The organism is Streptomyces sp. NBC_00080, assembly GCF_045041255.1.
GTDB lineage: Bacteria > Actinomycetota > Actinomycetes > Streptomycetales > Streptomycetaceae > Streptomyces > Streptomyces coriariae.
On the sequence record NZ_CP108235.1, the window covers coordinates 218,027 to 242,196 of the forward strand.

At 69.0% G+C, this 24,170-nt stretch carries 26 protein-coding genes and 7 pseudogenes; 16 read left to right on the forward strand and 17 right to left on the reverse strand.

Features of this window, described 5'->3' with window-relative positions; all coding sequences use genetic code 11:
* Positions 1-121 precede the first annotated feature (121 nt).
* The 4 genes and pseudogenes from OHU34_RS01025 to OHU34_RS01040 all read right to left on the reverse strand — a co-directional run bounded on the left by OHU34_RS01025 (position 122) and on the right by OHU34_RS01040 (position 3,015).
* Positions 122-1,039 (reverse strand): hypothetical protein, encoded by a 918-nt coding sequence (locus OHU34_RS01025; RefSeq protein WP_405764115.1) that lies wholly within the window; start codon positions 1,037-1,039, stop codon positions 122-124.
* Between the two features lie 632 nt (positions 1,040-1,671).
* Positions 1,672-2,157, reverse strand: coding sequence for a hypothetical protein (locus OHU34_RS01030; RefSeq protein ID WP_142270813.1), 486 nt, complete (start codon positions 2,155-2,157; stop codon positions 1,672-1,674).
* 61 nt (positions 2,158-2,218) lie between these two features.
* A pseudogene (locus tag OHU34_RS01035) lies at positions 2,219-2,371 on the reverse strand (IS5/IS1182 family transposase); the annotation flags it as partial.
* Between the two features lie 86 nt (positions 2,372-2,457).
* A complete protein-coding gene (locus OHU34_RS01040; protein ID WP_405764117.1) occupies positions 2,458-3,015 on the reverse strand; it encodes a GNAT family N-acetyltransferase in 558 nt (185 codons plus the stop codon).
* Positions 3,016-3,079: 64 nt separating this feature from the next.
* Between OHU34_RS01040 and OHU34_RS01045 the strand changes: the two genes are divergently transcribed.
* The 4 genes from OHU34_RS01045 (at position 3,080) to OHU34_RS01060 (ending at position 6,119) form a co-directional block, all read left to right on the forward strand.
* Positions 3,080-3,472, forward strand: a complete 393-nt coding sequence (locus OHU34_RS01045; protein ID WP_405772553.1) for a hypothetical protein — start codon at positions 3,080-3,082, stop codon at positions 3,470-3,472.
* 80 nt (positions 3,473-3,552) lie between these two features.
* On the forward strand, positions 3,553-4,803 hold the full coding sequence (locus tag OHU34_RS01050) for an IS701 family transposase (protein WP_405772108.1): 1,251 nt from the start codon (positions 3,553-3,555) through the stop codon (positions 4,801-4,803).
* Between the two features lie 237 nt (positions 4,804-5,040).
* Positions 5,041-5,595, forward strand: coding sequence for a helix-turn-helix domain-containing protein (locus tag OHU34_RS01055; protein ID WP_235034776.1), 555 nt, complete (start codon positions 5,041-5,043; stop codon positions 5,593-5,595).
* Complete coding sequence (locus OHU34_RS01060; RefSeq protein WP_142270182.1) at positions 5,481-6,119, forward strand: IS630 family transposase; 639 nt, start codon at positions 5,481-5,483, stop codon at positions 6,117-6,119. Before OHU34_RS01055 ends, OHU34_RS01060 begins: the two co-directional genes overlap by 115 nt.
* A gap of 87 nt (positions 6,120-6,206) precedes the next feature.
* On the opposite strand, the pseudogene OHU34_RS01065 reads toward OHU34_RS01060, so the two are convergent.
* Positions 6,207-6,455: pseudogene (locus OHU34_RS01065) on the reverse strand (ATP-binding protein); the annotation flags it as partial.
* Positions 6,456-6,994: 539 nt separating this feature from the next.
* On the opposite strand from OHU34_RS01065, the gene OHU34_RS01070 reads away from it, so the two are divergent.
* The gene (locus OHU34_RS01070) at positions 6,995-7,303 is read left to right on the forward strand and encodes a hypothetical protein (RefSeq protein ID WP_405764120.1); all 309 of its coding nucleotides are present in this window, start codon (positions 6,995-6,997) and stop codon (positions 7,301-7,303) included.
* Between the two features lie 169 nt (positions 7,304-7,472).
* Here the strand turns inward: OHU34_RS01070 and OHU34_RS01075 are convergent, their stop codons facing one another.
* Positions 7,473-8,339 (reverse strand): SDR family oxidoreductase, encoded by an 867-nt coding sequence (locus OHU34_RS01075; RefSeq protein ID WP_142270848.1) that lies wholly within the window; start codon positions 8,337-8,339, stop codon positions 7,473-7,475.
* A gap of 63 nt (positions 8,340-8,402) precedes the next feature.
* On the opposite strand from OHU34_RS01075, the gene OHU34_RS01080 reads away from it, so the two are divergent.
* A complete protein-coding gene (locus tag OHU34_RS01080; RefSeq protein WP_142270849.1) occupies positions 8,403-8,741 on the forward strand; it encodes a helix-turn-helix domain-containing protein in 339 nt (112 codons plus the stop codon).
* 275 nt (positions 8,742-9,016) lie between these two features.
* Here OHU34_RS01080 and OHU34_RS01085 read toward each other — a convergent pair whose 3' ends face one another.
* Complete coding sequence (locus OHU34_RS01085; RefSeq protein WP_405772110.1) at positions 9,017-9,892, reverse strand: alpha/beta fold hydrolase; 876 nt, start codon at positions 9,890-9,892, stop codon at positions 9,017-9,019.
* Positions 9,893-9,928: 36 nt separating this feature from the next.
* Positions 9,929-10,337: pseudogene (locus OHU34_RS01090) on the reverse strand (SDR family NAD(P)-dependent oxidoreductase); the annotation flags it as partial.
* A gap of 895 nt (positions 10,338-11,232) precedes the next feature.
* Between OHU34_RS01090 and OHU34_RS01095 the strand changes: the two are divergent.
* The 5 genes and pseudogenes from OHU34_RS01095 to OHU34_RS01115 all read left to right on the forward strand — a co-directional run.
* Complete coding sequence (locus OHU34_RS01095; protein WP_142270850.1) at positions 11,233-12,732, forward strand: MFS transporter; 1,500 nt, start codon at positions 11,233-11,235, stop codon at positions 12,730-12,732.
* Positions 12,733-13,086: 354 nt separating this feature from the next.
* Entirely contained in the window at positions 13,087-13,656 is a 570-nt protein-coding gene (locus OHU34_RS01100; RefSeq protein WP_142270851.1) for a TetR/AcrR family transcriptional regulator, read from the forward strand.
* A 391-nt stretch (positions 13,657-14,047) separates the two neighbouring features.
* Positions 14,048-14,209: a hypothetical protein gene (locus tag OHU34_RS01105; protein ID WP_160160099.1), complete on the forward strand. Its 162-nt coding sequence runs from the start codon at positions 14,048-14,050 to the stop codon at positions 14,207-14,209.
* Positions 14,210-14,372: 163 nt separating this feature from the next.
* A pseudogene (locus OHU34_RS01110) lies at positions 14,373-14,650 on the forward strand (transposase); the annotation flags it as partial.
* A pseudogene (locus OHU34_RS01115) lies at positions 14,638-15,202 on the forward strand (ADP-ribosylglycohydrolase family protein); the annotation flags it as partial. The pseudogenes OHU34_RS01110 and OHU34_RS01115, both read left to right, overlap by 13 nt.
* A 48-nt stretch (positions 15,203-15,250) precedes the next feature.
* Here the strand turns inward: OHU34_RS01115 and OHU34_RS01120 are convergent.
* Positions 15,251-15,601 (reverse strand): annotated as a pseudogene (locus OHU34_RS01120) (hypothetical protein); the annotation flags it as partial.
* A gap of 227 nt (positions 15,602-15,828) precedes the next feature.
* On the opposite strand from OHU34_RS01120, the gene OHU34_RS01125 reads away from it, so the two are divergent.
* Positions 15,829-16,191 carry a DUF6126 family protein gene (locus OHU34_RS01125; RefSeq protein WP_142270864.1) on the forward strand — a complete coding sequence of 121 codons (363 nt, stop codon included), beginning with the start codon at positions 15,829-15,831 and terminating at the stop codon, positions 16,189-16,191.
* 234 nt (positions 16,192-16,425) lie between these two features.
* Here OHU34_RS01125 and OHU34_RS01130 read toward each other — a convergent pair whose 3' ends face one another.
* A complete protein-coding gene (locus OHU34_RS01130; protein WP_405764123.1) occupies positions 16,426-16,788 on the reverse strand; it encodes an ArsR/SmtB family transcription factor in 363 nt (120 codons plus the stop codon).
* Positions 16,789-16,970: 182 nt separating this feature from the next.
* Between OHU34_RS01130 and OHU34_RS01135 the strand changes: the two genes are divergently transcribed.
* Positions 16,971-17,180 (forward strand): hypothetical protein, encoded by a 210-nt coding sequence (locus OHU34_RS01135; RefSeq protein WP_142270866.1) that lies wholly within the window; start codon positions 16,971-16,973, stop codon positions 17,178-17,180.
* Between the two features lie 20 nt (positions 17,181-17,200).
* On the forward strand, positions 17,201-17,551 hold the full coding sequence (locus OHU34_RS01140; protein WP_405764124.1) for a hypothetical protein: 351 nt from the start codon (positions 17,201-17,203) through the stop codon (positions 17,549-17,551).
* Positions 17,552-17,649: 98 nt separating this feature from the next.
* Here the strand turns inward: OHU34_RS01140 and OHU34_RS01145 are convergent, their stop codons facing one another.
* Genes OHU34_RS01145 through OHU34_RS01170 form a run of 6 tightly spaced genes read right to left on the reverse strand, consistent with a single transcriptional unit; the run spans position 17,650 to position 21,375 of the window.
* Positions 17,650-18,015 (reverse strand): zinc ribbon domain-containing protein YjdM, encoded by a 366-nt coding sequence (locus OHU34_RS01145; RefSeq protein WP_142270868.1) that lies wholly within the window; start codon positions 18,013-18,015, stop codon positions 17,650-17,652.
* A gap of 41 nt (positions 18,016-18,056) precedes the next feature.
* Positions 18,057-18,470, reverse strand: coding sequence for an anti-sigma factor antagonist (locus OHU34_RS01150; protein ID WP_142270869.1), 414 nt, complete (start codon positions 18,468-18,470; stop codon positions 18,057-18,059).
* Positions 18,471-18,489: 19 nt separating this feature from the next.
* Positions 18,490-18,915, reverse strand: a complete 426-nt coding sequence (locus tag OHU34_RS01155) for an ATP-binding protein (RefSeq protein ID WP_405764125.1) — start codon at positions 18,913-18,915, stop codon at positions 18,490-18,492.
* The gene (locus tag OHU34_RS01160; protein ID WP_142270871.1) at positions 18,912-19,325 is read right to left on the reverse strand and encodes a pyridoxamine 5'-phosphate oxidase family protein; all 414 of its coding nucleotides are present in this window, start codon (positions 19,323-19,325) and stop codon (positions 18,912-18,914) included. The genes OHU34_RS01155 and OHU34_RS01160 overlap by 4 nt, the downstream gene beginning before the upstream one ends.
* A complete protein-coding gene (locus OHU34_RS01165) occupies positions 19,322-21,037 on the reverse strand; it encodes a SulP family inorganic anion transporter (protein WP_142270872.1) in 1,716 nt (571 codons plus the stop codon). The genes OHU34_RS01160 and OHU34_RS01165 overlap by 4 nt, the downstream gene beginning before the upstream one ends.
* Positions 21,034-21,375: a metalloregulator ArsR/SmtB family transcription factor gene (locus OHU34_RS01170; protein WP_142270873.1), complete on the reverse strand. Its 342-nt coding sequence runs from the start codon at positions 21,373-21,375 to the stop codon at positions 21,034-21,036. Before OHU34_RS01170 ends, OHU34_RS01165 begins: the two co-directional genes overlap by 4 nt.
* 149 nt (positions 21,376-21,524) lie before the next feature.
* On the opposite strand from OHU34_RS01170, the pseudogene OHU34_RS01175 reads away from it, so the two are divergent.
* Both OHU34_RS01175 and OHU34_RS01180 read left to right on the forward strand, forming a co-directional pair.
* Positions 21,525-21,968 (forward strand): annotated as a pseudogene (locus tag OHU34_RS01175) (aldo/keto reductase); the annotation flags it as partial.
* A 159-nt stretch (positions 21,969-22,127) separates the two neighbouring features.
* Positions 22,128-23,006, forward strand: coding sequence for a zinc-binding dehydrogenase (locus tag OHU34_RS01180; protein ID WP_405764126.1), 879 nt, complete (start codon positions 22,128-22,130; stop codon positions 23,004-23,006).
* Positions 23,007-23,385: 379 nt separating this feature from the next.
* Here the strand turns inward: OHU34_RS01180 and OHU34_RS01185 are convergent, their stop codons facing one another.
* A complete protein-coding gene (locus OHU34_RS01185; RefSeq protein ID WP_405764127.1) occupies positions 23,386-24,153 on the reverse strand; it encodes an SDR family NAD(P)-dependent oxidoreductase in 768 nt (255 codons plus the stop codon).
* Between the last annotated feature and the right edge of the window lie 17 nt (positions 24,154-24,170).

The window sequence follows — 24,170 nt, forward strand, 5'->3', positions numbered from 1 at the left end:
GTCTCCCTCACCGGGGTGCCCCGTCTCGGAGCAACGGCCGACCCGGAAACCCTCAGCGTCAAAATGCCCGGCAGCCTGCGAAGCACCGCCCGCGACGGACTCGCCCTCGCCCGAGCAGAGATCAAGGCCTCCTCACGGTCACCGACCCCCAAGCTCTGCTAACCGCACGAACCTGAACCACGCCTATGGGAAGGCCGCCGATGTCCCCGGCCAACTGCGCGCCCTGGACGACGAGCAGGCACGACAGCAGGCCGTCAGCAGCCTGTTCAATCATCTCGCGCACCAGGGCACCCGCTCTCAGGCATCTCCGTACGCGGTGCCGTTCCTTGCCCGGATCGCTCTCGCCGGCCCTGGTCCGGCGCGTGAGCTCGCGTTGGAGCTCCTGACCGGCCTCGCGGTCAACTGTGAGGAGGAGTGCGAGATCATCGACGGCGCCGGCATCGCCGCTTGGCGTGCTGAGGCTGCCGACAACTCCTCCGCCAAACTCCTCCCGCTGTACGAGGAGGCTCTGGCCACCGAGCAGGACGAGCAGCGACGCCGGAACTTGCAAGACATCCGGGACCGGGTGGCGGCCGGTAATCCGGTTGATGCCCGTGACGCTTCGATGCGTTCGTACAACGCCGTCCTTGTCGAGCTTCCCGCCCTGCAGGGCCTCTTGAACGATGAGAACCCCCGGGTCCGAACCAGAACTGCCTACCTGCTGGCCTGGTCTCCCCGAGCTGGCAGGCACTTCCCTACCTCTCCTGCTCGGTCTCGCTGCGTACGAGGATGATGCCGTTACGAAGGCCACCTCCTTGGCAGCGGTCGGCATCCTCGGCATGACTGCGGTCCCGAGGATTCTCGTCGCCTGTCTGGACGACGAGGACAGCCTCGTACGCTGGGCTGCCGCCACGGCTATCGCCCAGACAGCGCGAAGCGCCGCCGCGGAACTCGACAGCCCGCTCCTCGACCGAGCCGTTGCCGAACTCACTGCCGCGGCTGCGGCCCCGGCGCCTGTGTACCCGCGGCCGACTACAACCTGGGCGACTTCCACGGCCATACCACTGACGTCCTGCTCGCCCTTCAACCCTCCCTCACCTCACGCGCCGACAGCCGCCGCCTGCCTGCCGTCCGTCGGCAGGTCGCAAAGGGCGTCCAGGCTAATGGCGGTTCTGCCGGATCTGCTCCCCAGTCCCCTGCCTGACCCCGTCCCCCGTACGCGAGCCTCACCGGCCCTCAGCAGCAGCTTCTGCATGTCCTCGCGGCCCTCGGCAAAGGATGGTGGAACACGACGGGCGACATCGGCGAGAAGCTCACCACGTACGGACTGCCGGCCAATCGCGCTGGACTGCACGCGTACATCGGGCCTCTCACGGTCGACCTCGAATGCTGGCCGCCGAAAGACTGAGCGCGCGGGGCGGCGGGGCACACCTGCAACCTGCTCGGCTCGATACGACAAACCCGGCTACGTATACCTCGGCCCAGCCACCGCAGTTGCCTTCGAACATGATCGGCCGGACAGGTCCTACCGGGGATGGTCCCGCAGACATGACCATAGCGAAGGGACCGCAGGCTGCTCCCCGTACCCGCGGGGATGACCCCCCGCTCCGCAACCTTCACCTGATGCTCGAGAAGTGCTCCCCGCACGCGCGGGGATGGTCCCATTGAGTCCGTGGTTGCGGCGTACGCGGCCTAGGCCCTGTCTCCTTGACCGTCTACAGGCTGGCGCGTTTGCGGGTGGTCCATGGTGGTGCCGTCAGGGTTTCGCCCGAAGGCGGCCTCTAGAACGACGGGGAGGTCTTCCTCAAGGACCGTGGTGCGCACGTCCGCCAGAACCTGGGGGAAGTCGTCATCGTCGATGACGCCCATGTGCTCCTGACGGAGTTGGTAGATGATCTCGACGAGCTCCGGTCTCAGCCGCATCCAGGCACGGGAGGTACGGATCTCTTCATCGACCTGGTGCATGAACCAGCGCATGACCTCGTACGGGACGTCAGCGTGCCCTGCGTGCGGATTGAAACACACCGTCGGTTCCCGTGCCGGATCCTCGTCAGGAACGATTGCGGTCACGAGAGCCCGTTGCCCGGCCACGAGATCCAGTTCCAGATACCAGGCGTCATCGGGCACTGAGTACATCACAGTGATCGCAAAGTCGCCGCCGGAGTGTCGAAAGACCATTGCCGCATGCTGCCACGCTGCACTGAGGAGGTGCCCCTCCAAAATATGCGGCCCGACGCCCCTACGCCCGGGCCCAGATGAGGATGGCAGCGAAGTGGAGCGCTGCCCGGTAGACAATGGCGAGCTTGTCCGTTCGCATGGCCAGACCCCGCCACTGCTTGAGCCGGCTGATGCATCGCTCGACTGCGTTGCGCTGCTTGTACGCCTCGGCGTCGCCGACAAAGGGGACCCGCGCATCGCTCACCAGGAGAGGCCAGAACATCTCTCCACCCACGATCGACGTGGATCTCAAACGCAGTCTCAGAGCAGGTTTCGTTGGTAACGCAGTTCGGAGAGCACCGTGTCGCCGTAGGTGTCGCTTTGGGTGGCTCCGTCCGTGGTGTAGCCGAGTGATTCGTAGAAGCGGCGGGCGCGTAGGTTGTCCTGGAGTACCCAGAGCATCACTGTGTTGAACCGTTGGTCGGTGGCGTGGGAGTGCAGCGCGTTGATCATGAGGGTGCCGATGCCGTTGCCGGTGAGATCGGGTCGGATGTAGAGGGCGTACACCTCGCCGGTTCCCGGAGGTAGGTCGTCTCGGCAGGGTCCCAGACACGCCCAGCCCACTGTGCCCTCGTGGTCGTCGATGGCGACCAGGTTCAGCACCCCGCCTGGCGATCGCTGGAACCAGGCTCTGCGTTCACGGGCATCGTCCTCGACGGTCATGCCGTCCAAGTACGGTTGCGGGACGATACCGGCGTACGCGGCTTGCCAGCCTCGCACCCGTAGCGCGGAGACCGCGTCGATGTCGGCCTCGGTCATCTCCTGGACTCGCCACATCACGGCACCGTAGCCCACGGCCTCCAGTAGCTGCTTCTCCATTTACCGCGCCTGCCGGGGCCGTCCTGCGCGGAAGCCGTGAGAGCGAGATTGTGGAGTCGGGGCGATGACGAGTACTGAGTGGTGGACGCAGTCTCCCTTGAGTCGGCAGTCGCGGAGAATCTCCCAGTTCTGCTTCAGCCAGGTCCGGGTGAGTCCGTCCGGCGCGGCGACGCCCTTCCACGCCGAGATCCAGGACACCAGGACTCCGGGCTGGGTCCGGCTGATGGAACTGATCGAAGAGGCGGCGGCCGACGGGCGGGAGGAGTTCCGCCCACCGGCGGAGCTGAGCCCTGAGGAGCGGCGGCAGATCGTGACGCTGCCGTCGTCGACAGAGCGGCTGACGGCGGTGCGGACCCTTGTGCTGTACGGAAGCAACCTGGTCCGGATACCTCCGGAGATCGGCGCCATGGCAAGCCTGGAGAAGTTCAGCTCCTACAGTTCGCGACGGCTGCACTAGTAGGGCTTGGTCAGCTTCACTCGTGGGTGGCGTGTCCGCTGGTCCGTGAGGGTCGTTGAGGTGGTGTGACACCTGAGGAGATGGCCGGGGTCCGGGAGGACCTGGAGGCGTTCGCGGCGGAGTTGTTCGACGGGTTCTTCCGTGCGGATCAGCGGCGGTGGGGGCAGGCGTATGTGCGCGGATTGCTTTTGGACGGGCGGCGCAAGTCGGTGGAGCCGATGGCGGCCCGACTGGGTGAGGACGGTAACCGTCAGGCGCTGGCGCACTTCATCACCTCCAGCCCGTGGGATCCGGCGCATGTGCGGGCCCGGCTGGCCTGGCGGATGCACGAGGCGATCGGGGCGGAGGCATTGATCGTCGACGACACCGGCTTCTTGAAGGACGGGGACGCCTCGGCGTGTGTGTCGCGGCAGTACACCGGCACCGCGGGCAAGGTCACCAAATGCCAGGTGGGGGTGTCGCTGCACCTGGCCCGGGATCATGCCTCGGCGGCGGTGAACTGGCGGCTGTTCATGCCCGCGTCCTGGGATCCGGTCTCTGCGGAAGCGGATGCGGACAAGGTCGCCCGCCGCAGTCGCTGCGGCATCCCCGACCGGGTGGGCCACGTCGAGAAGTGGCAGCTGGCCCTGGACATGATCGACGAGACCCGCTCGTGGGGCATCGACATCCCCCTGGTCGTCGCGGACGCCGGATACGGGGACGCCGCCGCCTTCCGCCACGGTCTGGAAGAACGCGACCTGCCCTATGCGGTGGGCATTTCCTCCCGCCACACCGCCCATCCGGCCGACGCCCGGCCGGTCCAGCCCGCCTATGCGGGCACCGGCCGGCCACCGCGAATGCAGTATCCCGAGCCTGCACAGACCGTGAAAGACCTGGTCGTCGCGGCCGGGAGGACGGCCGCGAGGCCGGTGTCCTGGCGAGAAGGCTCCCGCCCGGGCAGAGGAATCAGCGGCGTCAAACGCATGCACTCGCGGTTCGTGGCTCTGCGCATCCGCCCGGCCGGACGCGGCGTCCGCCAGGCCGCCGACGGTCCTGAACTGCCCGAACGCTGGCTGCTGGCCGAATGGCCGGCCACCGAACCCGAACCCGTGCAGTTCTGGCTCTCCAGCCTGCCCTCCGGCATGCCGCTGGCGACCCTGGTCCGGCTGGTCAAGCTCCGCTGGCGCATCGAACACGACTACCGCGAGATGAAACAGGCCCTGGGCCTGGCCCACTTCGAAGGCCGCACCTGGGGCGGCTGGCACCACCACGTCACCCTCGTCTCGGCCGCCCACGCCTTCTGCACCCTGCAACGACTGGCACGAGACCCAAAAGACGCGGCGCAGGTCTGAGCCTCTACCAAGTCGTCCGAGAACTCCAGACACTTCTCGCCGCCTGGGCTGGCGCCTGCCCCACCTGCCACCGCGACATACCCACACCGATACGGACCTGACCAAGCCCTACTAGTGCTGGATTCCTCATTCCCTGGGTACAAGTCCTGGTGGCGGGGTAAGTCGAGTACTCGGGGCGGGTGCTGGACGGTGGTGTTACGGGCACGGCCGAGCCGTGACGAGAACGAGCAACGGGCCGTGCGTCGGCTGTCGCGAGCGCGTAAGGCGCCGCGTGATCTGGTGCTGCGGGCGCGGATGGTCGAGTTGAGCTGGGCCGGGCCGCGGGTGCCGGCCATCGCGGACGAGTTGGGGTGCAGTCCCAAGACGGTCCGCCGCTGGTTGCACCGCTTCAACCGCTTGGGTCTGGACGGGCTGGAGGATCTGGGCGGGCAGGGCCGCAAGCGGCGGATCACCGAGTCGGAACGCTCCAGGATCATCGGCCTGGTCAAGCAGCCGGCGCCGGGCCGGCTGACTGTGCAGGCCGACGGCGAGCTGGCTGCGGAGGATGAGTCCGGACCGCCGGAGTGGACCCTGGACGCGCTGGCCGCCGAGGCCAGGAGGCTGGGCATTGGGGTCGGCCGCAGTCAGGTCCGACGGATCCTGCTGGCCGAGGGGGTGCGCTGGCGCCGCACCCGGTCATGGACCCGCTCGAGAGACGCGGACTTCGAGGGAAAAGGACCAGGATCATCGAGCTCTACACCTGCCCGCCCGAGGGCGCGACGGTCGTCTGCGCCGACGAGCTTGGACCGGTGATCCCCCGCACGTTCCCCCCGGCGCCGGGCTGGTCGCCGGACGGCCACCGCATCAAGTCCGAAGTCGATTACGGTCGCGGACCAGAGAAGACCTGGGTCTACGGCGCACTGCGAGTACGGGACGGACACGAGATCACCATGACCGCACCATCCCGCAACAGTGCCTACTACCAGCAGTTTCTTCAGATGGTCGAGGCAGCCAATCCCACCGGGGACATCTACGTCGTCACCGACAACCTGTCCTCGCACAACAGCCTTTCCACTCGGACCTGGCTGGAGGACCACCCCAGAATCCGGCACGTCTTCATCCCCGTCGGCGCCTGCTGGCTCAACCTCCAGGAGGGCTGGTGGCGCATCTTCCGCAAGGCCGCCCTCGCAGGCCAGTCCTTCGCGAGACCAGCCGAGATCGAACACGCCACCCTCCTCGCAACATCCCAGCTCAACACCCGAGCCCAGCCCTGGGTATGGGGCAGACCGGCACCACCCACTCGCCTATTTCGGCGCCGGTATGTGTACATCCAATGAGGAATCCAGCACTAGGTGTGTCGGTCAGGGCGATGCGGACCGTGATGCGTTTGCCGACCGGCTCCTGCGCGATGGAGAGGTCCTCGCGTAGCCGAGTTCGTCTATGCAGAGGAGATCGGCGCGTCCGTAGCGGGCGATGGTCTTGGTCAGGACCTTCTCGTCCGCCGCCTCGACCAGCTTGGTGGCGAGTATGTAGCGGACCCGGAAGCCGGCCATGGCGGCCTCGGTGCCGAGCGCGATCAGCAGGTGGGCCTTGCCGGTGCCGGAGTCGCCGATCAGGCAGAGTGGCAGGCCCTTCTTGACCCAATCGCAGGTGGCCAGGGTGTGCCACGCAGCGCTGACCACAGCCGGCATCCCGCCACGCCCCGAGGACCGCGACGCCATCGACGAACTCAGCGCCTTGCCCGCCGCCATCAACGCCACGCTTCAACGCTGGCTCCTGCACACCGCATGAACCAACTGCGCCGGCCTGGCCATCCGGGCGCCGCCGCACAAGAAGCGCCGTAAGCGTGCATACACCTCCCGACCGGGGGCAGCAGGCAAATCAGAGTTCGACGCTGCGCCGTCCCCCGGCCGTTCGAGCGCACGCCGGCCCCACCCCCCATCCCCCCGGTGGGCAGTGGGGCCGGCATATCTCCCCCGCACAGATCGACCCATTGATGCAGGCCGCGCGCGGGCATGCCTGCGCGCGGGTGTCCGGCCGGCGGTCAGCGGCCGGCAGGCGCGAGGTGAGGCGGGGTGTCCGCGTCGGTCGCCTCGTCGGGCCGGGCCGGGCTGCGGACTTCCGCCGCTGGCGGCTGCGCCTAGTGTGAGCGCATGCCTCACGATGTTCCCGGCTCCGACGCCGGCCGGGGTGCCTGCGGCGCCTGGTCGACGTGCTCCGTGCCGTAGTGCTGCCGGGGCCGCGCGGCGGTGACACCGCTGCGGTGGTGATCGCCGAGCCCGGTGAGCCGCTCGCCGGACTGCCCGGTGCCTCGGTCCGGTGCAGTCCGCGCGGCGCCGGCCTCGGCGGCCTCAGGCGCTCCGGGGCTTCGGCGGCCGCCGCCGCTCGCGTGCGGCTGAACTCCTGCGCGCACGAGGTCAAGGCCGGACACCAGATGCGTCTGCTGATCGCCGACGCCTGTCATCCGCGGTACGCATGCAACGAGGGACCAGTGAACTACCCGGTACCGGAAACGAGTTGAGGCCTTGCCTGCACACCGTCCGCCACGACAGCGGCGCGGTGTCCCGCGTGATCCTGCCGACGTCGTCCGGGTGAGGATCGGGCGCCCGGTCGGAGACGAGCCCGGGAGGCGCACCTCTTCTTGTCCGGATGCGCTGTGCCCGGCGCTGAGCCCCTCCAGCAGGAGGTCGTCAGAGATCGAGGCCGGCCAGCCACTGGCTCGCCGTCCGGGGAGTCATGCCGAGGAGCTTCTGGGCTGAGCGCTCGGCTGTGATCGAGTGGTCCGGCTGCGTGCCGACCGCCCGGTACATGTCGGCGATGGCGGTGGTGGCCTCCTCGCCCAGCATGGGTGCGAGCGGCGCGAAGAAGATGTGGGGGTCGGTCGCTTCGTAGGTCACGGTCCGTCCGAGCCGGGTGCTGAACGCCTCGGCCAGATCCTCTCCGCTGATCGCCGGGTACTGCCCGACGGAGACCGCACCGGTGACATTCCTGCGTTCGAACAACACTGTGACGGCGTCGGCGATGTCCAGGTGTGAGGCCCACGAGGCGCGGAAGCCGCTGGGCAGCGAGTAGCGCAGCACGCCCTCCTCGCGGACACTCGCGATCACGTTCGGCAGCAGCAGGTTCTCCAAGTAGAACCGGGGCTCTATCACCGCGTGGGAGACACCGCTGTCCGCCAGCCCGGCGGCAAGCACCGAGACGGCGCTCTCGGTCGAGTCGCCCCGCCCCTTGTCGCCGTCGGTGCTCACGAGGCCGCCGCTGGTGGAGGCCACCACGCGGGCGGGACGGGCCTCGCGGACGGCGGCCACGATGTTGCGCGCGAAGGCCAGGCGCTCCTCCTCCGGGGCTACCGGCAGATGGACGAACACCCCCTCGGCGCCACGGTAGGCACCGGTCAGGTCCGCGGTGGAGGAGTAGTCGACGGCCAGCACGCGCGCACCGTCCACGACAGTGCCCGCATTACGGGTCAGTGCGGTCACCGGCTTGCCCGCGGCGGTGAGGGCTGCGACGACAGGGGCTCCCTGGGCGCCGGTGGCGCCATGAATCATGTAGGTCATGGAGCCATTAGTGCATATGTTGCACCGGTTACATCAACTGCACTAATGGGCTACCATCGAAAAATGTCCGCCGAATCCAGCCTCCCCGAGTGCGGCGTCGCCCGGTTCATCACGCTGCTCGACGGGCCGTGGGCCACCCTCATCGTGCGCGAACTCCTGCACGGGCCCCACCGCTTCACACAGCTGCGCGACGCCCTTCCCGGCATCAGCCCGCACACCCTGACCAGCCGGCTCCGCCAGTTCGAGAGGCACGGCATCGTCACCCGCACCGCCTACGCGGAGATCCCTCCGCGGGTCGAGTACCGGCTCACGCCCCTCGGCGAAGGACTACGCGCCGTCCTCGACACCATGGCCGCCTGGGCCGTGACAGTCCCCGACGGCGAGCCCACAGTCACCGCCTGACCGTCGAAGCGGCGCTGCCGGATCGAGGACCCGAGAGAGATGCCGTGCCCGGCCCGGAAGGCGATGCTGGCCGACCAGGCTCCACGAGGTGCTTGGCAGACGTCCGCGCGCAGCACCGTGCCGTCACACATCTCCGTGGGTACGTCGAACTCGATCTGGGTCTCCGTCAGGTGCTGCTCCTTTGCCTGCCACGACGCCTTCGCGAGACATGGTTGATCGGATCTCCACCCGCGCGACGCCCCCGATCAGGAGGGACCACGGCCGTCTCGGGACGCTTACGCCACCGCGTTCAGCAGGTCCGCCACCACGTCGGGCCGTTCCAGGGCGATGAAGTGGCCGGCCTTCGGCACCTGCGTGAAGCCGGCGGCCGGCAGCAGTTGCTTGTTGGCCTCCCGGTCCGAGTACCGGGACCAGTCCTTCTCGCCGTAGACGAGGTGGACGGGGGCCTTGACCTCGGGGTAGCGCGAGCGGGCCGCGATGAGACTGGGCAGGGCCTGGTACACGCCCCGGGCGACGGTGGGGTAGCCGGGGCGACCGCCCACCTGGAGCAGCTCGTCCACGTAGTCCTCGCGCAGCGCGCTCTTGTCGCCGAGGCCGCCCTGAAGGATCTTGCTGAGGGCAGACTTGGGCTCCACCCCGGCGATCACCGGGCCCACGCCGGGCGCGAGGACGCCGCTGATCACCACGCGGGCGAGGAAGCTGGAGCGGGCGATCCCGCCGCGGAAGTCGTACGTATTGACCGCGACGACGCGCCGCACCCGTTCCGGCAGATCGGCCGCGGTGGTCAGGGCAAGCACCGCGCCCATGGACTCCCCGACCAACGTCACGTCGTGGAGGTCGAGTTCGGTGAGGAGCCGCTCGACGCCCGTGCGCATGGCCGGCTCGTCATACGACGCCCCGGGCACGATCTCGGAGTAGCCCATCCCCGGCAGATCGAGGGCGTACACGGTGTACTGGTCCGCGATCAACGGGATGAGCAGGCGGAAGTGCTCGGCCTGGGTACGCACGGTGTGCAGCAGGACCAGGGGCGCCCCGCTGCCCGCCTTGAGGTAGCGCAGCGTCCCCTCGCGGCTGTGTCCCACGCGCGGGGCGATGATGTGACTGGTGGTCCCGGCGATGTGAATCGTGGGACGTGATTCCTGACTGGGCATCTCTCTGTGTCTCCTTGTCCTGTTTGGCCAGCTGGGGTACTGCCCGGCCAGGTCTCCGGCCAGGCCCGCCTTGACCTGCCGTGTGATGTCGTCGCCGAGCACGTCGTACGCGCGTCTCGATGCCGTCGAGGGAGAAGGCGGCGATGTCACGCGGGTCGGACTTGGGCGCGTCGACGCCGGCTGCCAGGTCCGTGTCCACGTATCCCATGCGCAGTCCGGTGACGGCGCTGACGTCTTCCGCCTGTGCGGCGGCCGCCGCCACGGAGGCCGGGTCGGTGACCTCCAGCGCCACCAGGACCGCGTCGGGGTGCGTCACGCTGCGCGGGTCGCGGGCCGTGGCGTAGACCTTCCCGGCACCGCGTGCGTAGAGCTCTTCCACCAGCGCCTTGCCGATGCCCCGGCTGCCACCGGTGACGAAGACTGCGGCGCCCTTCAAAGCGGTCATGGCTGCCTCTGCAAGAATCGGAAACCGATCGGTTTCCATCACGGTAAACCGATCGGTTTCCGGGTGCAAGTCCATCGAGGGAACCAGTCGCGCAGGGCCCGCTTCAGGGTGCCGTTCCGTATCCGTGGATCCCTGGGACGGTGAGCCGCCCACCCGCCTGTCCGGCATGGTCGATTCCGGCGCCGTCCAGGCCGAGTTGGAGTTGAGGCCGAGTCCGTGCCGAAGAGCCACTCCGGAACGGCGCCGGGGGCGCGATGGAGGCGGAGGACGGGAAGCAGGAGAAATTCCCTCGGCGCCGGAGAGTGCCCGTCAGGCTCTCGACGTCCATGGTGATGCGGTCGCCTCGCAGCGTGGCCGTCGAGCCGGGCGCCGTCGATGTGCTGGACCTGCGGGCCGACGGGTACGGCCATTTTCAGGTCGCGGATCGTGGCACCGGCCGCAGAGAACCTGAGCACCGGCTTGGGTCCGGCGGCCGTTGACTGCATGCCTTCGAACGGTTGGAAGCTCTCGAACGCCCTCAGGGGCCAGCGAGATCGCTGATGTGGTGCGGTCGGTTTTCCCAGGGCGACCTGGACTGCGGCCGGGGCGAGGGGGCGATGGTCCGCTGCCGGCGCCGAGCAGCTGGTGCGCCGAGCGCTTTGACACCCCGGCAGCGCGGTACGGCGTGTCGACGCCGATATGGACGTCCTGTCAGCAGACCGGTTACGCGGCGACGTCGAGCACCAGGTCGCGAGTTGAGGGCGGCGGCCGACGCGGGCGTCGGCATTGTCGGGCCACTCGCAGACCAGAGGCCAGCCCGTTCACTTGCGTCATGGAAACCGATCTGTTTTCCTAGGCAGGAAACAGATCGGTTTCCGGTCGGTGTACGGCCTATGACCAGCGATAAAGGGAAAAGATGACTGCCACCTTCGACCGTGAGGCGCCCGCCTCCGGGAAAACAGACTCGGGCCGTCGCGGCTCACATGCCGCGCGCTGGTGGGTGCTTGTCGTGCTGGGCACGGCGCAGCTCATGGTCACGCTCGATGCAACCGTCGTAAACATCGCGCTGCCCGCGGCGCAACATGACCTCGGCTTCAGCGACGGCAGCCGGCAGTGGGTCATCACGGGCTACGCCCTGGCGTTCGGCAGCCTGCTGCTGCTCGGCGGCCGGCTCGGTGACCTGTTCGGCCGACGCACCACCTTCCTGCTCGGCCTGATCGGTTTCGCGGGCGCATCCGTCGTCGGCGGCGCGGCGGGCAGTTTCGACATTCTCGTCGCGGCACGCGTGGCCCAAGGTCTCTTCGCCGCACTGCTCGCGCCCGCGGCACTCTCACTGGTCAGTGTGACGTTCACCGAACCGGCCGAGAGGGCGAAGGCGTTCGGCATCTTCAGTGCCTTGTCCGGTGCGGGCGGCGCGGTCGGGCTCCTGCTCGGCGGCATGCTCACGGAATGGATGTCGTGGCGCTGGGTGATGTACGTGAACGTCGTCTTCGCGGCCTTCGCTCTGGTCGGTGCGGTGCTGCTGTTGGCCGGGCAGGCGGTCACCGAGCGGCCCAAACTCGATATTCCGGGCACGATCGTGGTGAGCGCTGCGCTGTTCGCCATCGTCTACGGGTTCGCGCATGTCGAATCCACCAGTTGGACCGACCCGGTCACCCTCGGCTCCATGATCGCGGGCGCGGTGCTGCTCGCGGTGTTCGTGTGGCTGGAGAGCAGGGTCGCGCATCCCCTGCTGCCGCTGCGACTCGTGCTGGACCGGACGCGCGGTGGTTCGTTCCTGGCCGTGTTCGTCATAGGCATGGGAATGTTCTCGATCTTCCTGTTCCTGACCTACTACCTTGAGGCCAGCATCGGTTACTCGCCGATCAAGGCCGGTCTGGCGTTCCTGCCGATGGTCGGGGGAATCGTCACTGCGGCGACCACGGCTCCTTCGCTGCTGCTGCCCAGGGTCGGCCCGAAGATCGTGATCAGCGCCGGCTTCCTGGTCGCCGCATCCGGTATGGCCCTGCTGACTCAGCTCAGGCTGGACAGCACCTACGTCGCACACATCATGCCCGGCATGATCCTGCTGGGGCTCGGCCTCGGCGGAGTGATGACCACCGCGTTCCAGGGCGCGACCGCTGGCATACATCACGAGGATTCGGGCGTCGCCTCGGCGCTGATCAACACCGGCCAGCAGGTGGGTGGCTCGATCAGCACGGCACTGCTGACCACCGTTGCCTCATCGGCCGCGACCGGCTACCTGTCCTCACACAGGCCTGGCGCCCTGACGGTGGCGCAGGCCGGAGTCGAGGGCTACACCGCCACCCTGGCGTGGGGTGCCGGATTCTTCGTGGTCGGCGCTGCGCTCGCAGCGTTCCTGATACCGAACGCGGCTCTGGCGCCGTCAGAGGGCGAGCCGGTGATCGCCCACTGAGTCTGAATCCACCGCGGAAACACGGTGGATCACAACGAGCAGACAGTGAGAAACGCTCTGTCACCTGCGTTGACCGGTGTTCTCGAGGCACAAGTCAGCGAAGGTAGGCAGGGCTTCTCCGGGATCTGCGTACTTCTACGGGCGCGATCCGTCCTCAGTAAACTGATCATCGCTGATACCGGGCACACACGCAGCGTGGTCTGAACTTCCGAAGCTCGCGGGCGCGCCGGTCATCGCGGTCACGGTCGGCCTCACGGGGATGGACCACGAGCATGGGCGGCGCCGGAGGTCCCCCCGGCAAGCACCGTAAACCGATCGGTTTCCAGTTGGCCGGATTCGAGTTAACCTCGCAATATGACCACCGAGGCGAAGTCAAGTCCCCGAGAGCGGCTGCTAGAGGCAGCGGCCATGCTCACCTACCGAGACGGTGTCGGCATCGGCGTCGACGCGCTGTGCAAGGCGGCCGGGGTGTCGAAGCGTTCCATGTACCAGCTTTTCGAAAGCAAGGACGAACTGCTGGCGGCAAGCCTGGAGGAACGCGCCTCCGCCTACGTGACGACGCTCCTGCCTCCGGCGGACGACAACCGTTCACCCCGCCAGCGCATCCTGCACGTTTTCGACCAGTTGGCGTCACAGGCGGGTGCGCCCGACTTCCAGGGCTGCCGGTACCTGGTTGTGCAGATCGAGCTCAAAGACCAGGGCCACCCTGCGAGCCGGGTGGCCCGCCAAGTCAAGGAGAACCTGACAGGCTTCTTCCGTGCCGAGGCCGAACGGGGAGGCGCGAGCGACCCGGATCTGCTGGCCCGACAGTTGATCCTGGTCTTCGACGGCGCCAGCGCCCGCGCAGGAATCAAAGCCGACATGCCGACAGGGCTGGTCACTCCCACGGTGACCACCCTGCTCGATGCGGCGAGCATGCGCTGACGCATCACGTTGGCGAGCTGTCCCGGTGAGCGATGCACTCAAGGAGTCGCTGCCGGCCTCCGGCTGCCCAGGCAAATCCCATGGCGTCGCGCCCTTGCTTCCCGATGCCCGGAGGAGCCCGGCCGTAAAAGCGCTTATGAGCATGCGGTGAGCCATCGAGGTCGTGGTCTCGTCGACATCGCGCCCGGGCCGCAGGCGCAAGGTCTCCCCGGCACCGAGCCGACCCGGGCGGGCATCACCACGCTTTGCCCAGCGGCGGGAGGGTGGCCGGGGGCGCACTTCACAATCACCTGCCCGTCTGCGGTGCCGTCGGGTGCCGCCAGCCACGGCATTTGCCGGACCGTCCCGGAGTACACCCGAACGCCGCAGCCTCTGGTGGAAGAGATCTCCGGTGACGTGGCACCTGCCCCAGCCCATACTGGCCGCCCCGACCGCCGACGCCGCCCTGCCGCCCGGCTGGGCCGCGGAACCGAAGTGGGACGGCTACCGCGCCCATCTCGCCCGCTACGCCGACGCCGCGTCCTGCTGCACTCCCGCCGCGGCGCCGACATGACGCCGTTTCTTTCTCAACTTTGTCCTGTTGCTGCAGCTGTCACCCGCTGTGAAGACGTGCAGGTCACCAGGGAGGTGGACATGGTAGAGATGCAACAGGCCAGAGAGATGACCTGCGCTGCTGAGATTGAGTGGGGCAGGTGGTGGGAGGCGTCCCGCCCAACCGCTCACGCGGCGGCCTGAAAACCAAGATCCACCTCGCCGCCGACGGCCGCTGCCGAGCGCTGGCCTTCGTGCTCACGCCGGGCCAGGCCGGTGACGCACCCGCATTCGAGCAGGTCATGACCCGCTTACCCGACGGACCGGCTGCCCCAGAGTCACGCCGGATGTGGTTCTGGCCGACAAGGCGTATTCGTCCCGGGCGATCCGCCGTCATCTGCGTCGGCGCGGGATCCGTGCGGTGATCCCGCAGCCTGCGGACCAGGCCGCCAACGAGCAGCGGGAAACGGATCCTTGATGCGGACATCTACCTCCGCGGTTCACTTCGCACCCGCTGGCCAGGAAGCCACCATGGATGCGGCCCACCGCATCGCCGCCCTCACCCACGGCGACCGCGCGGCCTGGGAGGGCACCGCGATCTTCCACGAACTCATCCGCCTCACATTCGAGGACACCGACCCCCTCGCCGCGCTCCCGGACATCCTGGCCCTTGTCACCCCGACCACCGCGGCCGCTACGCCACCGTCCTCGCGCCCGACCGGCACCCCGATCAGGCGACCGAGTTCAACGGCGCCGTCTGGCCCTGCCTGGGCTCAGCCGTCTGGGCCTTGCGCACCACCACCAGCTTCGAAGACGCGATACGCGCGGCGATCGACCTCGGCGGTGACACGGACACCGTCGCCGCGGTGACCGGAGGCCTCGCGGGAGCGTACTACGGGCTGGATTCAATCCCCGCCCGCTGGACCCAGCCGCTCCATGTCCCCCCCCAGGCTTCGACGGACGGGTGCTGCACCTGGCAGATCTGCTCCACCTTGCACACCGTGTCGGAGGCTGAACCGGGTGCTGCTCCGCACTCTCCACGACCTCCGGCCCTCAGCCGCAGTCACCTGACCAGTGGCTCCGCAAGGAGTACGACTCGATCTGCTTCGACATCGAATCCGAGCACTGGATGACCATGGGCACCCTCCGGATGCGTCAGCACCGGCTTACCCAACCGCCGCCCGATCTCCCGCAAGAAGCCGCAGAACAGTTCAAGTCGCTCCGACCCCTGCAACTCGCGCAGATCAACGTCGAAATCGATCTCCTCGTCTGAGTAGAAGCGGAAGATCGCCAGCACATCAGCTCTCAACCAGACACGCAGGCTTGGGCACTCAGTATCCGCTGGTCGAGACAGTGCAGCCTCCACCCGGGGCAGGGGAACCACCCTCTCTCCTTCGGAGTATTGACACTGCCAGCACCAGTGCGGGTGGCAGCCAAGGCATTTTGCAGCGCTGTTCGAGGCGTTGACCGGCCGTCAGCAGTGGGGCGGGTTCGGGCGCCGGTCCGTCGGTCCCGGCTCATGCGGGACATGTCCTGTGCAGCTCCGCCGCCTCGCACGCGAGGGCGGAATCGACTGGCCCGGCAGGATGCCGCTGCTCCTGTCCCGCGTACGGCCGTGGCCGCTGACTCCAGGCCACGTCGGTGCGCTTTGAGATCACCTGCCTGGACGCGGACGGCGACCACGTCACCCACACCGCCGACGCCGCCGAGGTCGAGGCGCTCCTTGCCTGGGCCGGCCGGCACGGGGTGAAGGTGCGCGTGCGCCTGCACCAGCCCGCCGCCGAACCGCAGGAGGACACCGAAAACGGCCACGCCGGGAGGCACAGCTTGAGCGACGACACCCAGGGCGCGAAGGATCCTGCTCCGGCCGAGGGTGAGCGGGACATCGAGAGCTGGAAGGAACGGGGCGTTGCCCTGCGCGCCTTCTTCTACATCTTCGGTACCCACCTGTTCGCGGGATGCGTCTGGCTGCTGTTCTACCTCGGCCAACCCGCCAACAAGTGAACGCGGCCCGAGCGAGTCAAAGCGCGAAGAGAGAACGTCACAGAGACTGCACCGCGCCGACCATCCGCCTGCTGGAGGTCGAACTGGCCGCGATGCTGGGCCGGTTGGTGCCGTACGAGCTGGCCACAGAGCTGGCCGCGGACGAGACAGGATGGGGAGCGGCCGTCTCCCCGCTGTCCAGAGCGCGGAAAAGGTTCCGTTGGGAGACGGCCGCCGATCAGGGAAGTCGATCTTCTAGGACGACCGGCGTCGCCGGTGTGCAGCGTCGGGTTCGGCGGCCTGAAGATCGGCCAGCAGTTCGGCCTGGCCCGCCAGCACCCCGGACAAGATGGTCCGCGCGACCCGCAGCAGCTCCGCCACCTGGGGATTGGCCAGCGAGTAGTACACCGCCGAGCCCTCCCGACGGGGGGTAACGAGGTTGGCCCGGCGTAGCACGGCCAGCTGCTGGGAGAGGTGGGCCGCTTCGACACCCACCTCACCGAGCATTTCGGAGACCGCGTGCTCGCGCTGGCTGAGGAGTTCCAGCACGCGGATCCGTACCGGGTGGCCGAGGGTTTTGAAGAACTCTGCCTTCAGCTGGTACAGCGGCGTGCTCACCGCGCCCACCCCGCGCCCGTAGGGGCCGCCGGGGTACCGGACGGCCGCTGACGTGCGTGCACCATGCATCGCATCCACCCAAAACTCTTCGCCATGGGGACATCCTCGCGCCCTCACGCCCGCGTGATGACCTCGGGAATTGCTAAGATTAGCAATTCGACAAGCCGCGAGAGGGAGGTTCGGTGCGTATCCCACGACTGCTCGGCTCAAACGGAGCCCTCCTGAAGTGCCCGGCCTGCCGTCTCAAGTGCCTGCCGGCGGCGGTCGGCGAGGACGGCAACTGCCCGCGCTGCGGCCACGACCGCCTGTTCCGCATGGGCGTCCTGGGCACCTACAGCGGGCAGACCCCAAGCACGGCCCGCGCCATCAAGCCCGCCCACGGCGAGCGTTGACCAGCAGAGCGAAGGCGGCCATGAGTTTCGGCTGGCACTACGAGGAACGGCGTGGCGCGGGCGTCATGCACCTGGCCGGCAACCTCGGTGTGGATGGCACCGGCCGCTTCACCGGCGCCATCGGCTGGGTGCTGGCCCGCGCCGGCGGCCCTCTTGTCCTGGAGGTCGGCGGGCTGCTCGGCTGGAGCCCGGAGGGCGAGGCCGCGGTCCTGGACCTGGCCCGCCGTCTGTCGGGCCGCTCCCATCCGCTGGCTCTGTGCGGGGTGGGCGCCCTGCCCATCCGCACCCTGACCGCGAATAGTCTGATCCCGATCACCGTGCATGCCGACCTGGACTCCGCGCTGAACGCCCTGGAGGCGGACCGCGAGTAAGCGCCCGGCCCCGGACAGACAAGGTGGTCCCGTCCTCCGGCGAGGACGGGACCACCTGGGCCTGTGCTCAGCCCGCGATACGCCGACGGGCCGCTGGATCAGGCTTTCTTGACCACACTGGACTTGAGCTGCATGGGGCCGAACCCGTCGACCTTGCAGTCGATGTCGTGGCCGTCCACCCCGTTCACGAGGCGGATGTTGCGCACCTTGGTGCCTGCCTTGATCCCGGACGGGCTGCCCTTGACCTTCAGGATCTTGACCACGGTGACCGTGTCGCCGTCGGTGAGCACGTTGCCGACCGCGTCCCTGATCACCCCGGCCTCGGCGCCGCCGCCCACACTTTCGGCGGCTGCGGGCGACCACTCGTGGCCGCACTCGGGGCAGACCAGCAACGCGCCCATCTCGTAGGCGTACGCGCTGGAGCACTCGGGGCACGGCGGCAGCATCTCGGTCGCATCGCTCATGGTGTTTGTGTTTCCTTGCCTTGTTCGTTGCTGTGCATCTCTTACATCAAGCCCTGGGGTACCGCCGTGTGCGCGCCGGGCCACGCGTCGCTGCACCACTGCCGTTGCTCCCCGGCAACCGCCTGGTGGGCGGTGAGGGCTGCGGGCAGGTCCAAGTGCACGGGGATCGGCGGATGGGTGCCGTCGGGAACGAGGGAGCCGTCCGCGGGGATCGCGGCGAGTTCCAGGCGCCGCCCCTCGTCGGCGAGTTGGCGGGCGGCCTGGGTCACGGCCATCTGGCCGCCGACCGACCAGCCGCGCAGTTCGGTCAGGTCCAGGATGACCGGGCCGGTACCGCGGGCCAGGACCCAGCCGACTGCGCCGGTGAACCGGGCGACCGCGTCGGGGCCCAGGTGCCCGGCCAGGGAGAGAACACCCAGGTTGGGGTGGGTGGTGTAGCGCCACTCTATGGTCATCCGCTGCTGCCTCGATCTTTCACAGGGGGAGGGTGATCCAGATGCTTTTGCCCTTGCCGTCCGCGTCGCCGCGGATCACGGCGGTGCCACCCAGGCCCAGGGTCAGCTCCATGACGGTGCCCAGACCACCGCCGCCCGTTCCCGTCACCGCGGCGAACAGGGCGGGCTGGTAGGGATGACGGTCGTGCACGGCGAACGCGAACGTGTCCGCACCGGCCGCGTAGATCACGGTGACGTTCGGGGACAAGGCCGCGGCGTGCTGGACGCTGTTGGCGACCAGCTCGGACAGGATCAGCAGCGCCGGATCCACGGTGGGATGGCGTCGGCTGATGCCCCACTCGGCCAGGATCTGCTCGGTGGCTTCGCGGGCGATCCGCACCGCTGAGCCCATCGCGGGCAGCGTCAGCACATGCCGCAGGGGCAAGGTTTCCAGCTGGGCGCTCACCGGGCGGCCTCGGCGTGGGCCAGGCGGAACCCGGTCACCGTCTGCGGGCGGATGCGCACCAGCGTGTCGTGGGGGCCGTGAGCCCAGCCGGGCAGCGTGCGACGGTAGTGCGCGGCCTCGTCCGGATCGGTGATCACCTCGGCCGGGCCCGTGACGGTCACAGTCCAGCCGAAGCCGCCCGCCGTCGTGATCTCCTCCGCGTGATAGGTGAGCGACGGCCGGCAGGACAGAGCGGCGGCCTGCGCGGGCGCACGGACGATCAGACGCCCGTACTCAAGGATGTGGACGGCCAGGCGGACGACCGGGATCTCGCGCCGGACATAGACCAGGCTCCCCCGGGCGGCGCCTTCGAGCAGCCACAGCGCCTCGCTGCCGGGCACCTCGATCATGCGGCGGGAGGGAGTGGTCATCGCGAAACCTCTTCGGTGACAGGAGCGGCGGGCAGCACCCCGGCCCGGTGCAGGTGGGCGCGCGCCCCGGCGATGGCCTCCGGCGTGGTGGCGTACTCCCGGCCCTCCATCTGGAGCAGGTCCAGCGCGCCGACCGACTGCAGGGCTTGGCGTTGGCCGGGGCGTATCCCGGAGGTCAGCACGGCGATGCCGCGCCGGTTGAGTTTCTCCACCGCGTCCTTGAGGACCAGGGCACCGGTGGCATCCATTGTCGTGATCCGCGACATGCGCAGGATCATCACGCGGACGTCGGCCACCTCGCTCAGTTCCAGGAGGAAACGGTGGGCGCCGACGAAGAACAGCGGCCCGTCGATCCGGTAGGCGACGATGTGCTCCGCGAGCAGCGCATGCTCCTCCTTACTGTGCTCGCCGGGCAGGTCGGCCTTGAAGTCGACCTGATCCATCCGGGCCTGGTTGGCGACGGCCCGAAGCGCCAGGGCGCCGGCCACGACCAGGCCGATGATCACCGCGTAGACCAAGTCCAGGGCGAGCGTGGCGACGGCCGTCAGGACCAGGACGATCGCGTCCGAGCGGGTCGCTCTGGCCATCGCCCGCAGCGCGCCGACCTCGACCATCCGGATCGCGGTCGCCAGCAGCACCCCCGCCAGGGCGGCGAGGGGGATCTTGGAGACCAGCGGGGCGGCGGCGAACACGATGACCGCGAGGACGGCGGCGTGGGTGAGCGCGGCCAGCCGGGAGCCCGCGCCGGTGCGGACGTTGACGGCGGTCCGGGCGATCGCCGCGGTGGCCGGGACGCCGCCAAAGAGTGGGGCGGCCAGGTTGGCGATGCCCTGCCCGAACAGCTCCTTGTCCGGGTCGTGCTTCTGGCCCACCGTCATGCCGTCCGCGACCGTGGCCGACAGCAGCGACTCCAGCGCGGCCAGCGCGGCGACCGCGACGGCCGGGGCGAGCAGCGAACCCACCGCGGACAAATCAAGGAAGGCCAGTGAAGGGGCAGGCAGACCGGAGGGCAGGTCCCCGATCGGGGCGGCCGCGTCCAAGTGGAACAACTGGGCGGCAAGGGTCGCAGCAATGACCGCGACGATGGAGAACGGGATGGTGGGCCGCCATCGGGCCCCCAGCAGCATCACCGCCGCCACGGCGACGGCCAGGATCACGGCGGTCCAGTTCGGTGTCCGTACGAACTCCTCGATCGCGCGCCAGGTGACCACCAGGACCTTGTCGCCCTCCGGCTTGGCCACCCCGAGCGCATTTGGTACCTGCTGGAGGCCAATCACGCAGGCGATGCCGAGGGTGAAGCCCTCCACCACCGGTGCGGGGATGTATCGCATGTAGCGGCCGGCCTTCAGCAGCGCGAGCGCGATCAGCAGGACACCGGCCATCAGCCCGACGGTCAGCACCCCGCCGGGCCCGTACTGGGCGACGATCGGCACGAGCACGACCGTCATCGCGCCGGTGGGGCCGGAGACCTGGAGGTTGGAGCCGCCGAACAGTGCGGCGAGGGCGCCCGCCACCACGGCGGTCGCAAGTCCTGCTTCGGCGCCGAGCCCGGAGGAAACGCCGAAGCCGAGCGCGAGCGGCAGCGCCACGATCGCGACGGTGAGGCCGGCGAGCAGGTCCCGGCGCGGGTTGCGGGCCATGACCGCGAAGTCGGCGCGGGCAGGCAATAGGGAGCGCACCCGGCCCACGGCCCGGGTGAGGAACGTACTCACGAAGCCGCGACCTCGGCTTCCCGTAGCTCTTCCAGGAGTTCGTTCTGCCCGGCCAGCATCTCGGTCAGGATCCGCCGCGCGGCCCGCATCAGCTCCGCCACATCCCCGCCCGCCAGCTCGTACACCACGGTCGAGCCATCACGGGCCGAGGTAACGATGCCCGAGCGGCGCAGCACTGCCAGCTGCTGCGAGAGCGCCGAGGGCTCCACTTCGATCGCGGTCAGTAGGTCGCGTACCGGCATCGGCCCGCCCTGCAGCAGCTCCAGTACGCGTATGCGGACCGGATGCCCGAGCATCCGGAAGAACTCGGCTTTGGCCTGATACAGCGGAACCGGCACGGGCCTGGGACTCCCTTCACCACCCCGATGTCGCGGGTGTGTCGTCTGGTGCCGTGCCTGCGGACACAGCCAATACAGCATGTAGTGAATTGCAGAATTTTGCAATTCGTGGATGGATGAAGAGTCTGGGGGTTCTCTTTCCGCCGCTCTTGCGGGCCCGCGGCATCGAGGTCCGCGTCCTGCCCGTCCCGCGCGAGCTGGGCATCGGCCTGGTGCCGTTCTCCCCGCTCGGCCACGGCTTCCTCACCGGCACCGTCCGCAACGAGAACGACTTCGAGGAAGGCGACTTCCGGCGCGGCAACCCGCGCTTCACCGGCGAGAACTTCCAGCGCAACCTGGCCCTCGCCGACGAAGTCCAGACCATCGCCGCCCAGGCCGGCGCCACACCCGCGCAGGTCGCCATCGCCTGGCTCCTCGCCCAGGGCGACGACATCGCCCCCATCCCCGGCACCAAGCGAGTCACCCGCGTCGAGGAGAACACCGCCGCCGACAGCTTCCAGCTCAGCGACGAGGTCCTGGCCAAGCTCTCCACCCTCCCCCCGGCCGCCGGCGACACCCACACCGAAGCCGGCCTGGCCATGCTGGAACGCTGACCCGACTTCCCCCTCACCTCGCCCGCACGAAAGCAAGGAGCACCCCGCGGAGTTCGTCACCCCGAAGCCGACCGGCAAGGGACCGAGGACTGGTTCAACGGCGACGTCTGGTTCGACGTCATCCACGCCGGTCAGGAACCCTCCCGCCTGCGCGCCAACATGGTCCGCTTCGCCCCCGGCGCCCGCCCCGCCTGGCACCACCACGCTGTCGGCCAGACCCTGCACGTCATCGCCGGCGTCGCCCTGGTCGGCACCCGCGACGGGGTCGTCTTCGAGGCCGACAACGTGACCACCCTCGCTGTCGGGGACCGGGTGATGGGCACGATCCCGGGCAGCTTCGCCCCGTACGTCCTCGCCGACCACCGCCACGTTCTGCCCGTACCCGACCACCTCGACTACGACGTCGCGTGCGCGCTGCCCACCGGCCTGCTCACCGAACACGGAGCGCTCATGACTGGCGGTTTCCGAGCCGGGCAATCGGTGCTGATCACCGGGGCCACCTCCAGCATCGGCCTGATCGGCGTGCAGATCGCCAAGGCCCTCGGCGCCGGCCAGGTCATCGTGACCACCCGCTCGGCCTCCAAGCAGGACCTGCTGGAGCGAGCCGGTGCCGACACCGTCGTGGTCCCCGGCGGGCAGGACCTCACCGGGGCCGTCCTCGACGCCACCGGAGGCGAAGGTGTCGACGTCGCTCTGGACCACGTCGGCGGTCCCGCCTTCGCCGCGCGTCTTCCCGCTACCCGCGTCGACGGCGCCGTGGTCAACATCGGCCGCCTCGACACGGCCGAATCCACCATCGACCTGGACTCCCTGTCCTACCGCCACCTGCGCGTCGCGGGGGTGTCCTTCGGCTTCACCCGGCCCGCCGAACTCGGCGCCGTCAATGCCGCCGCGGGCGAGCAGCTGCTGCCCGCCGTCGCAGACGGTCGCGTACGCCCCCTGATCGACTCCACCCTCACCATCGACACCGCCGCGCAGGCCGCCGAACGGCTCCGCTCCCACCAGGCTCACGGAAAGATCGTTCTCGCCGTCCCCTGAGGCGCTGCCACACGAGTCGCGAGGGGCACACAGCTCCAGAACCCGCACACGACACCGCACTTGACCACGGTGTCGCGTGCGGGTTCGGCGTTGCCAGGAGTCGGGATTCTAGGAACCCGCGCGCTTCCGACCGGGCGGCACAGAAGGTCCGCCGCCAGGAGCAGGGCCACGAATATGCAGAAGCCCAGCTCATCGCGCTCGGAGCGCCGGTGCCGCGGGCTGGCTGCAACCGGGCCGTCCGGCTCCGGGAAGCCCTGGTCGCGACCGGTGCCCGCAACGTACGCCACCGCGGCGCTCACCGCTTCTGCGGACGGTTCTCGCGTGTTGCCGCTTGGTCGATGACGGTATCAGGGTGATGGGCTCCCGAGTGCTGGCCGAGTCACTGGGCGGTGTAGCCGCCGTCGACAGGCAGAGCAATGCCGGTGACATAGCTGGAGCCCGGGCTGCACAGCCACAGGACGGCGTGGGCGATCTCGTCGGCGGTGCCGAGCCGGTCGATGGCCTGGCCGGCTTCGGCCTGGGCGCGGTCGAGTTCTCCGCCGTCGATCATGGCGTCGACCATGGGGGTGGCGATGGTGCCGGGGCAGACGGCGTTGATCCGGACGCCGCGTGAGCCGTATTCGAGGGCGGCGCTCTTGGTCAGGCCGATCACGCCGTGTTTGGTGGCGTGGTAGGCGGCGCGGCCGGGGTTGCCGACGAGGCCGCCGAGGGAGGAGCAGTTGACGATGGTGCCGCTGCCCTGGGCGCGCATTTGGCGCAGTTCGTGTTTCATGCTCGCCCAGATGCCGCGCAGGTTGACGGCCTGGACGTGGTCGAACTGCTCGGCGCTCTCATCGGCGGCGTCGGTGGGCGGGGGCATGATCCCGGCGTTGTTGTAGGCCATGTCGAGCCGTCCGAAGGTCTGAACGGTGCGGTCGACGGCGGTGGCGATCTGGTCCTCGTCGGTGACGTTGCAGACCAGGGCGAGGGCTTGGTGGCCGGCGTCGGTGAGTTCCTTCGCCGCCGTGGTGACCGCTACCTCGTCGATGTCGGCGAGGCCGACTGCGGCGCTGGCTTCGGCGAAGGCGCGGGCGGCGGCCAGTCCCATGCCGGAGGAGGCGCCGGTGACGAAGGCGACCTGGCCGGTGAAGTCGTAGGTGGGGTTCATGTCGTGCTGCTCCCGTC

What these genes read in the sequence shown, in the direction of transcription:
- OHU34_RS01140 (WP_405764124.1), top strand. Translation starts at nt 17,201, where the DNA reads ATGAGTTTCGGCTGGCACTACGAGGAACGGCGTGGCGCGGGCGTCATG.
- OHU34_RS01095 (WP_142270850.1), top strand. Translation starts at nt 11,233, where the DNA reads ATGACTGCCACCTTCGACCGTGAGGCGCCCGCCTCCGGGAAAACAGAC.
- OHU34_RS01145 (WP_142270868.1), bottom strand. Translation starts at nt 18,015, where the DNA reads ATGAGCGATGCGACCGAGATGCTGCCGCCGTGCCCCGAGTGCTCCAGC.
- OHU34_RS01030 (WP_142270813.1), bottom strand. Translation starts at nt 2,157, where the DNA reads ATGGTCTTTCGACACTCCGGCGGCGACTTTGCGATCACTGTGATGTAC.
- OHU34_RS01100 (WP_142270851.1), top strand. Translation starts at nt 13,087, where the DNA reads ATGACCACCGAGGCGAAGTCAAGTCCCCGAGAGCGGCTGCTAGAGGCA.
- OHU34_RS01075 (WP_142270848.1), bottom strand. Translation starts at nt 8,339, where the DNA reads ATGACCTACATGATTCATGGCGCCACCGGCGCCCAGGGAGCCCCTGTC.
- OHU34_RS01180 (WP_405764126.1), top strand. Translation starts at nt 22,128, where the DNA reads ATGGTCCGCTTCGCCCCCGGCGCCCGCCCCGCCTGGCACCACCACGCT.
- OHU34_RS01085 (WP_405772110.1), bottom strand. Translation starts at nt 9,892, where the DNA reads ATGCCCAGTCAGGAATCACGTCCCACGATTCACATCGCCGGGACCACC.
- OHU34_RS01025 (WP_405764115.1), bottom strand. Translation starts at nt 1,039, where the DNA reads ATGGCCGTGGAAGTCGCCCAGGTTGTAGTCGGCCGCGGGTACACAGGC.
- OHU34_RS01040 (WP_405764117.1), bottom strand. Translation starts at nt 3,015, where the DNA reads ATGGAGAAGCAGCTACTGGAGGCCGTGGGCTACGGTGCCGTGATGTGG.
- OHU34_RS01160 (WP_142270871.1), bottom strand. Translation starts at nt 19,325, where the DNA reads ATGACCACTCCCTCCCGCCGCATGATCGAGGTGCCCGGCAGCGAGGCG.
- OHU34_RS01080 (WP_142270849.1), top strand. Translation starts at nt 8,403, where the DNA reads ATGTCCGCCGAATCCAGCCTCCCCGAGTGCGGCGTCGCCCGGTTCATC.
- OHU34_RS01045 (WP_405772553.1), top strand. Translation starts at nt 3,080, where the DNA reads ATGACGAGTACTGAGTGGTGGACGCAGTCTCCCTTGAGTCGGCAGTCG.
- OHU34_RS01185 (WP_405764127.1), bottom strand. Translation starts at nt 24,153, where the DNA reads ATGAACCCCACCTACGACTTCACCGGCCAGGTCGCCTTCGTCACCGGC.
- OHU34_RS01050 (WP_405772108.1), top strand. Translation starts at nt 3,553, where the DNA reads ATGGCCGGGGTCCGGGAGGACCTGGAGGCGTTCGCGGCGGAGTTGTTC.
- OHU34_RS01060 (WP_142270182.1), top strand. Translation starts at nt 5,481, where the DNA reads ATGGACCCGCTCGAGAGACGCGGACTTCGAGGGAAAAGGACCAGGATC.
- OHU34_RS01150 (WP_142270869.1), bottom strand. Translation starts at nt 18,470, where the DNA reads ATGACCATAGAGTGGCGCTACACCACCCACCCCAACCTGGGTGTTCTC.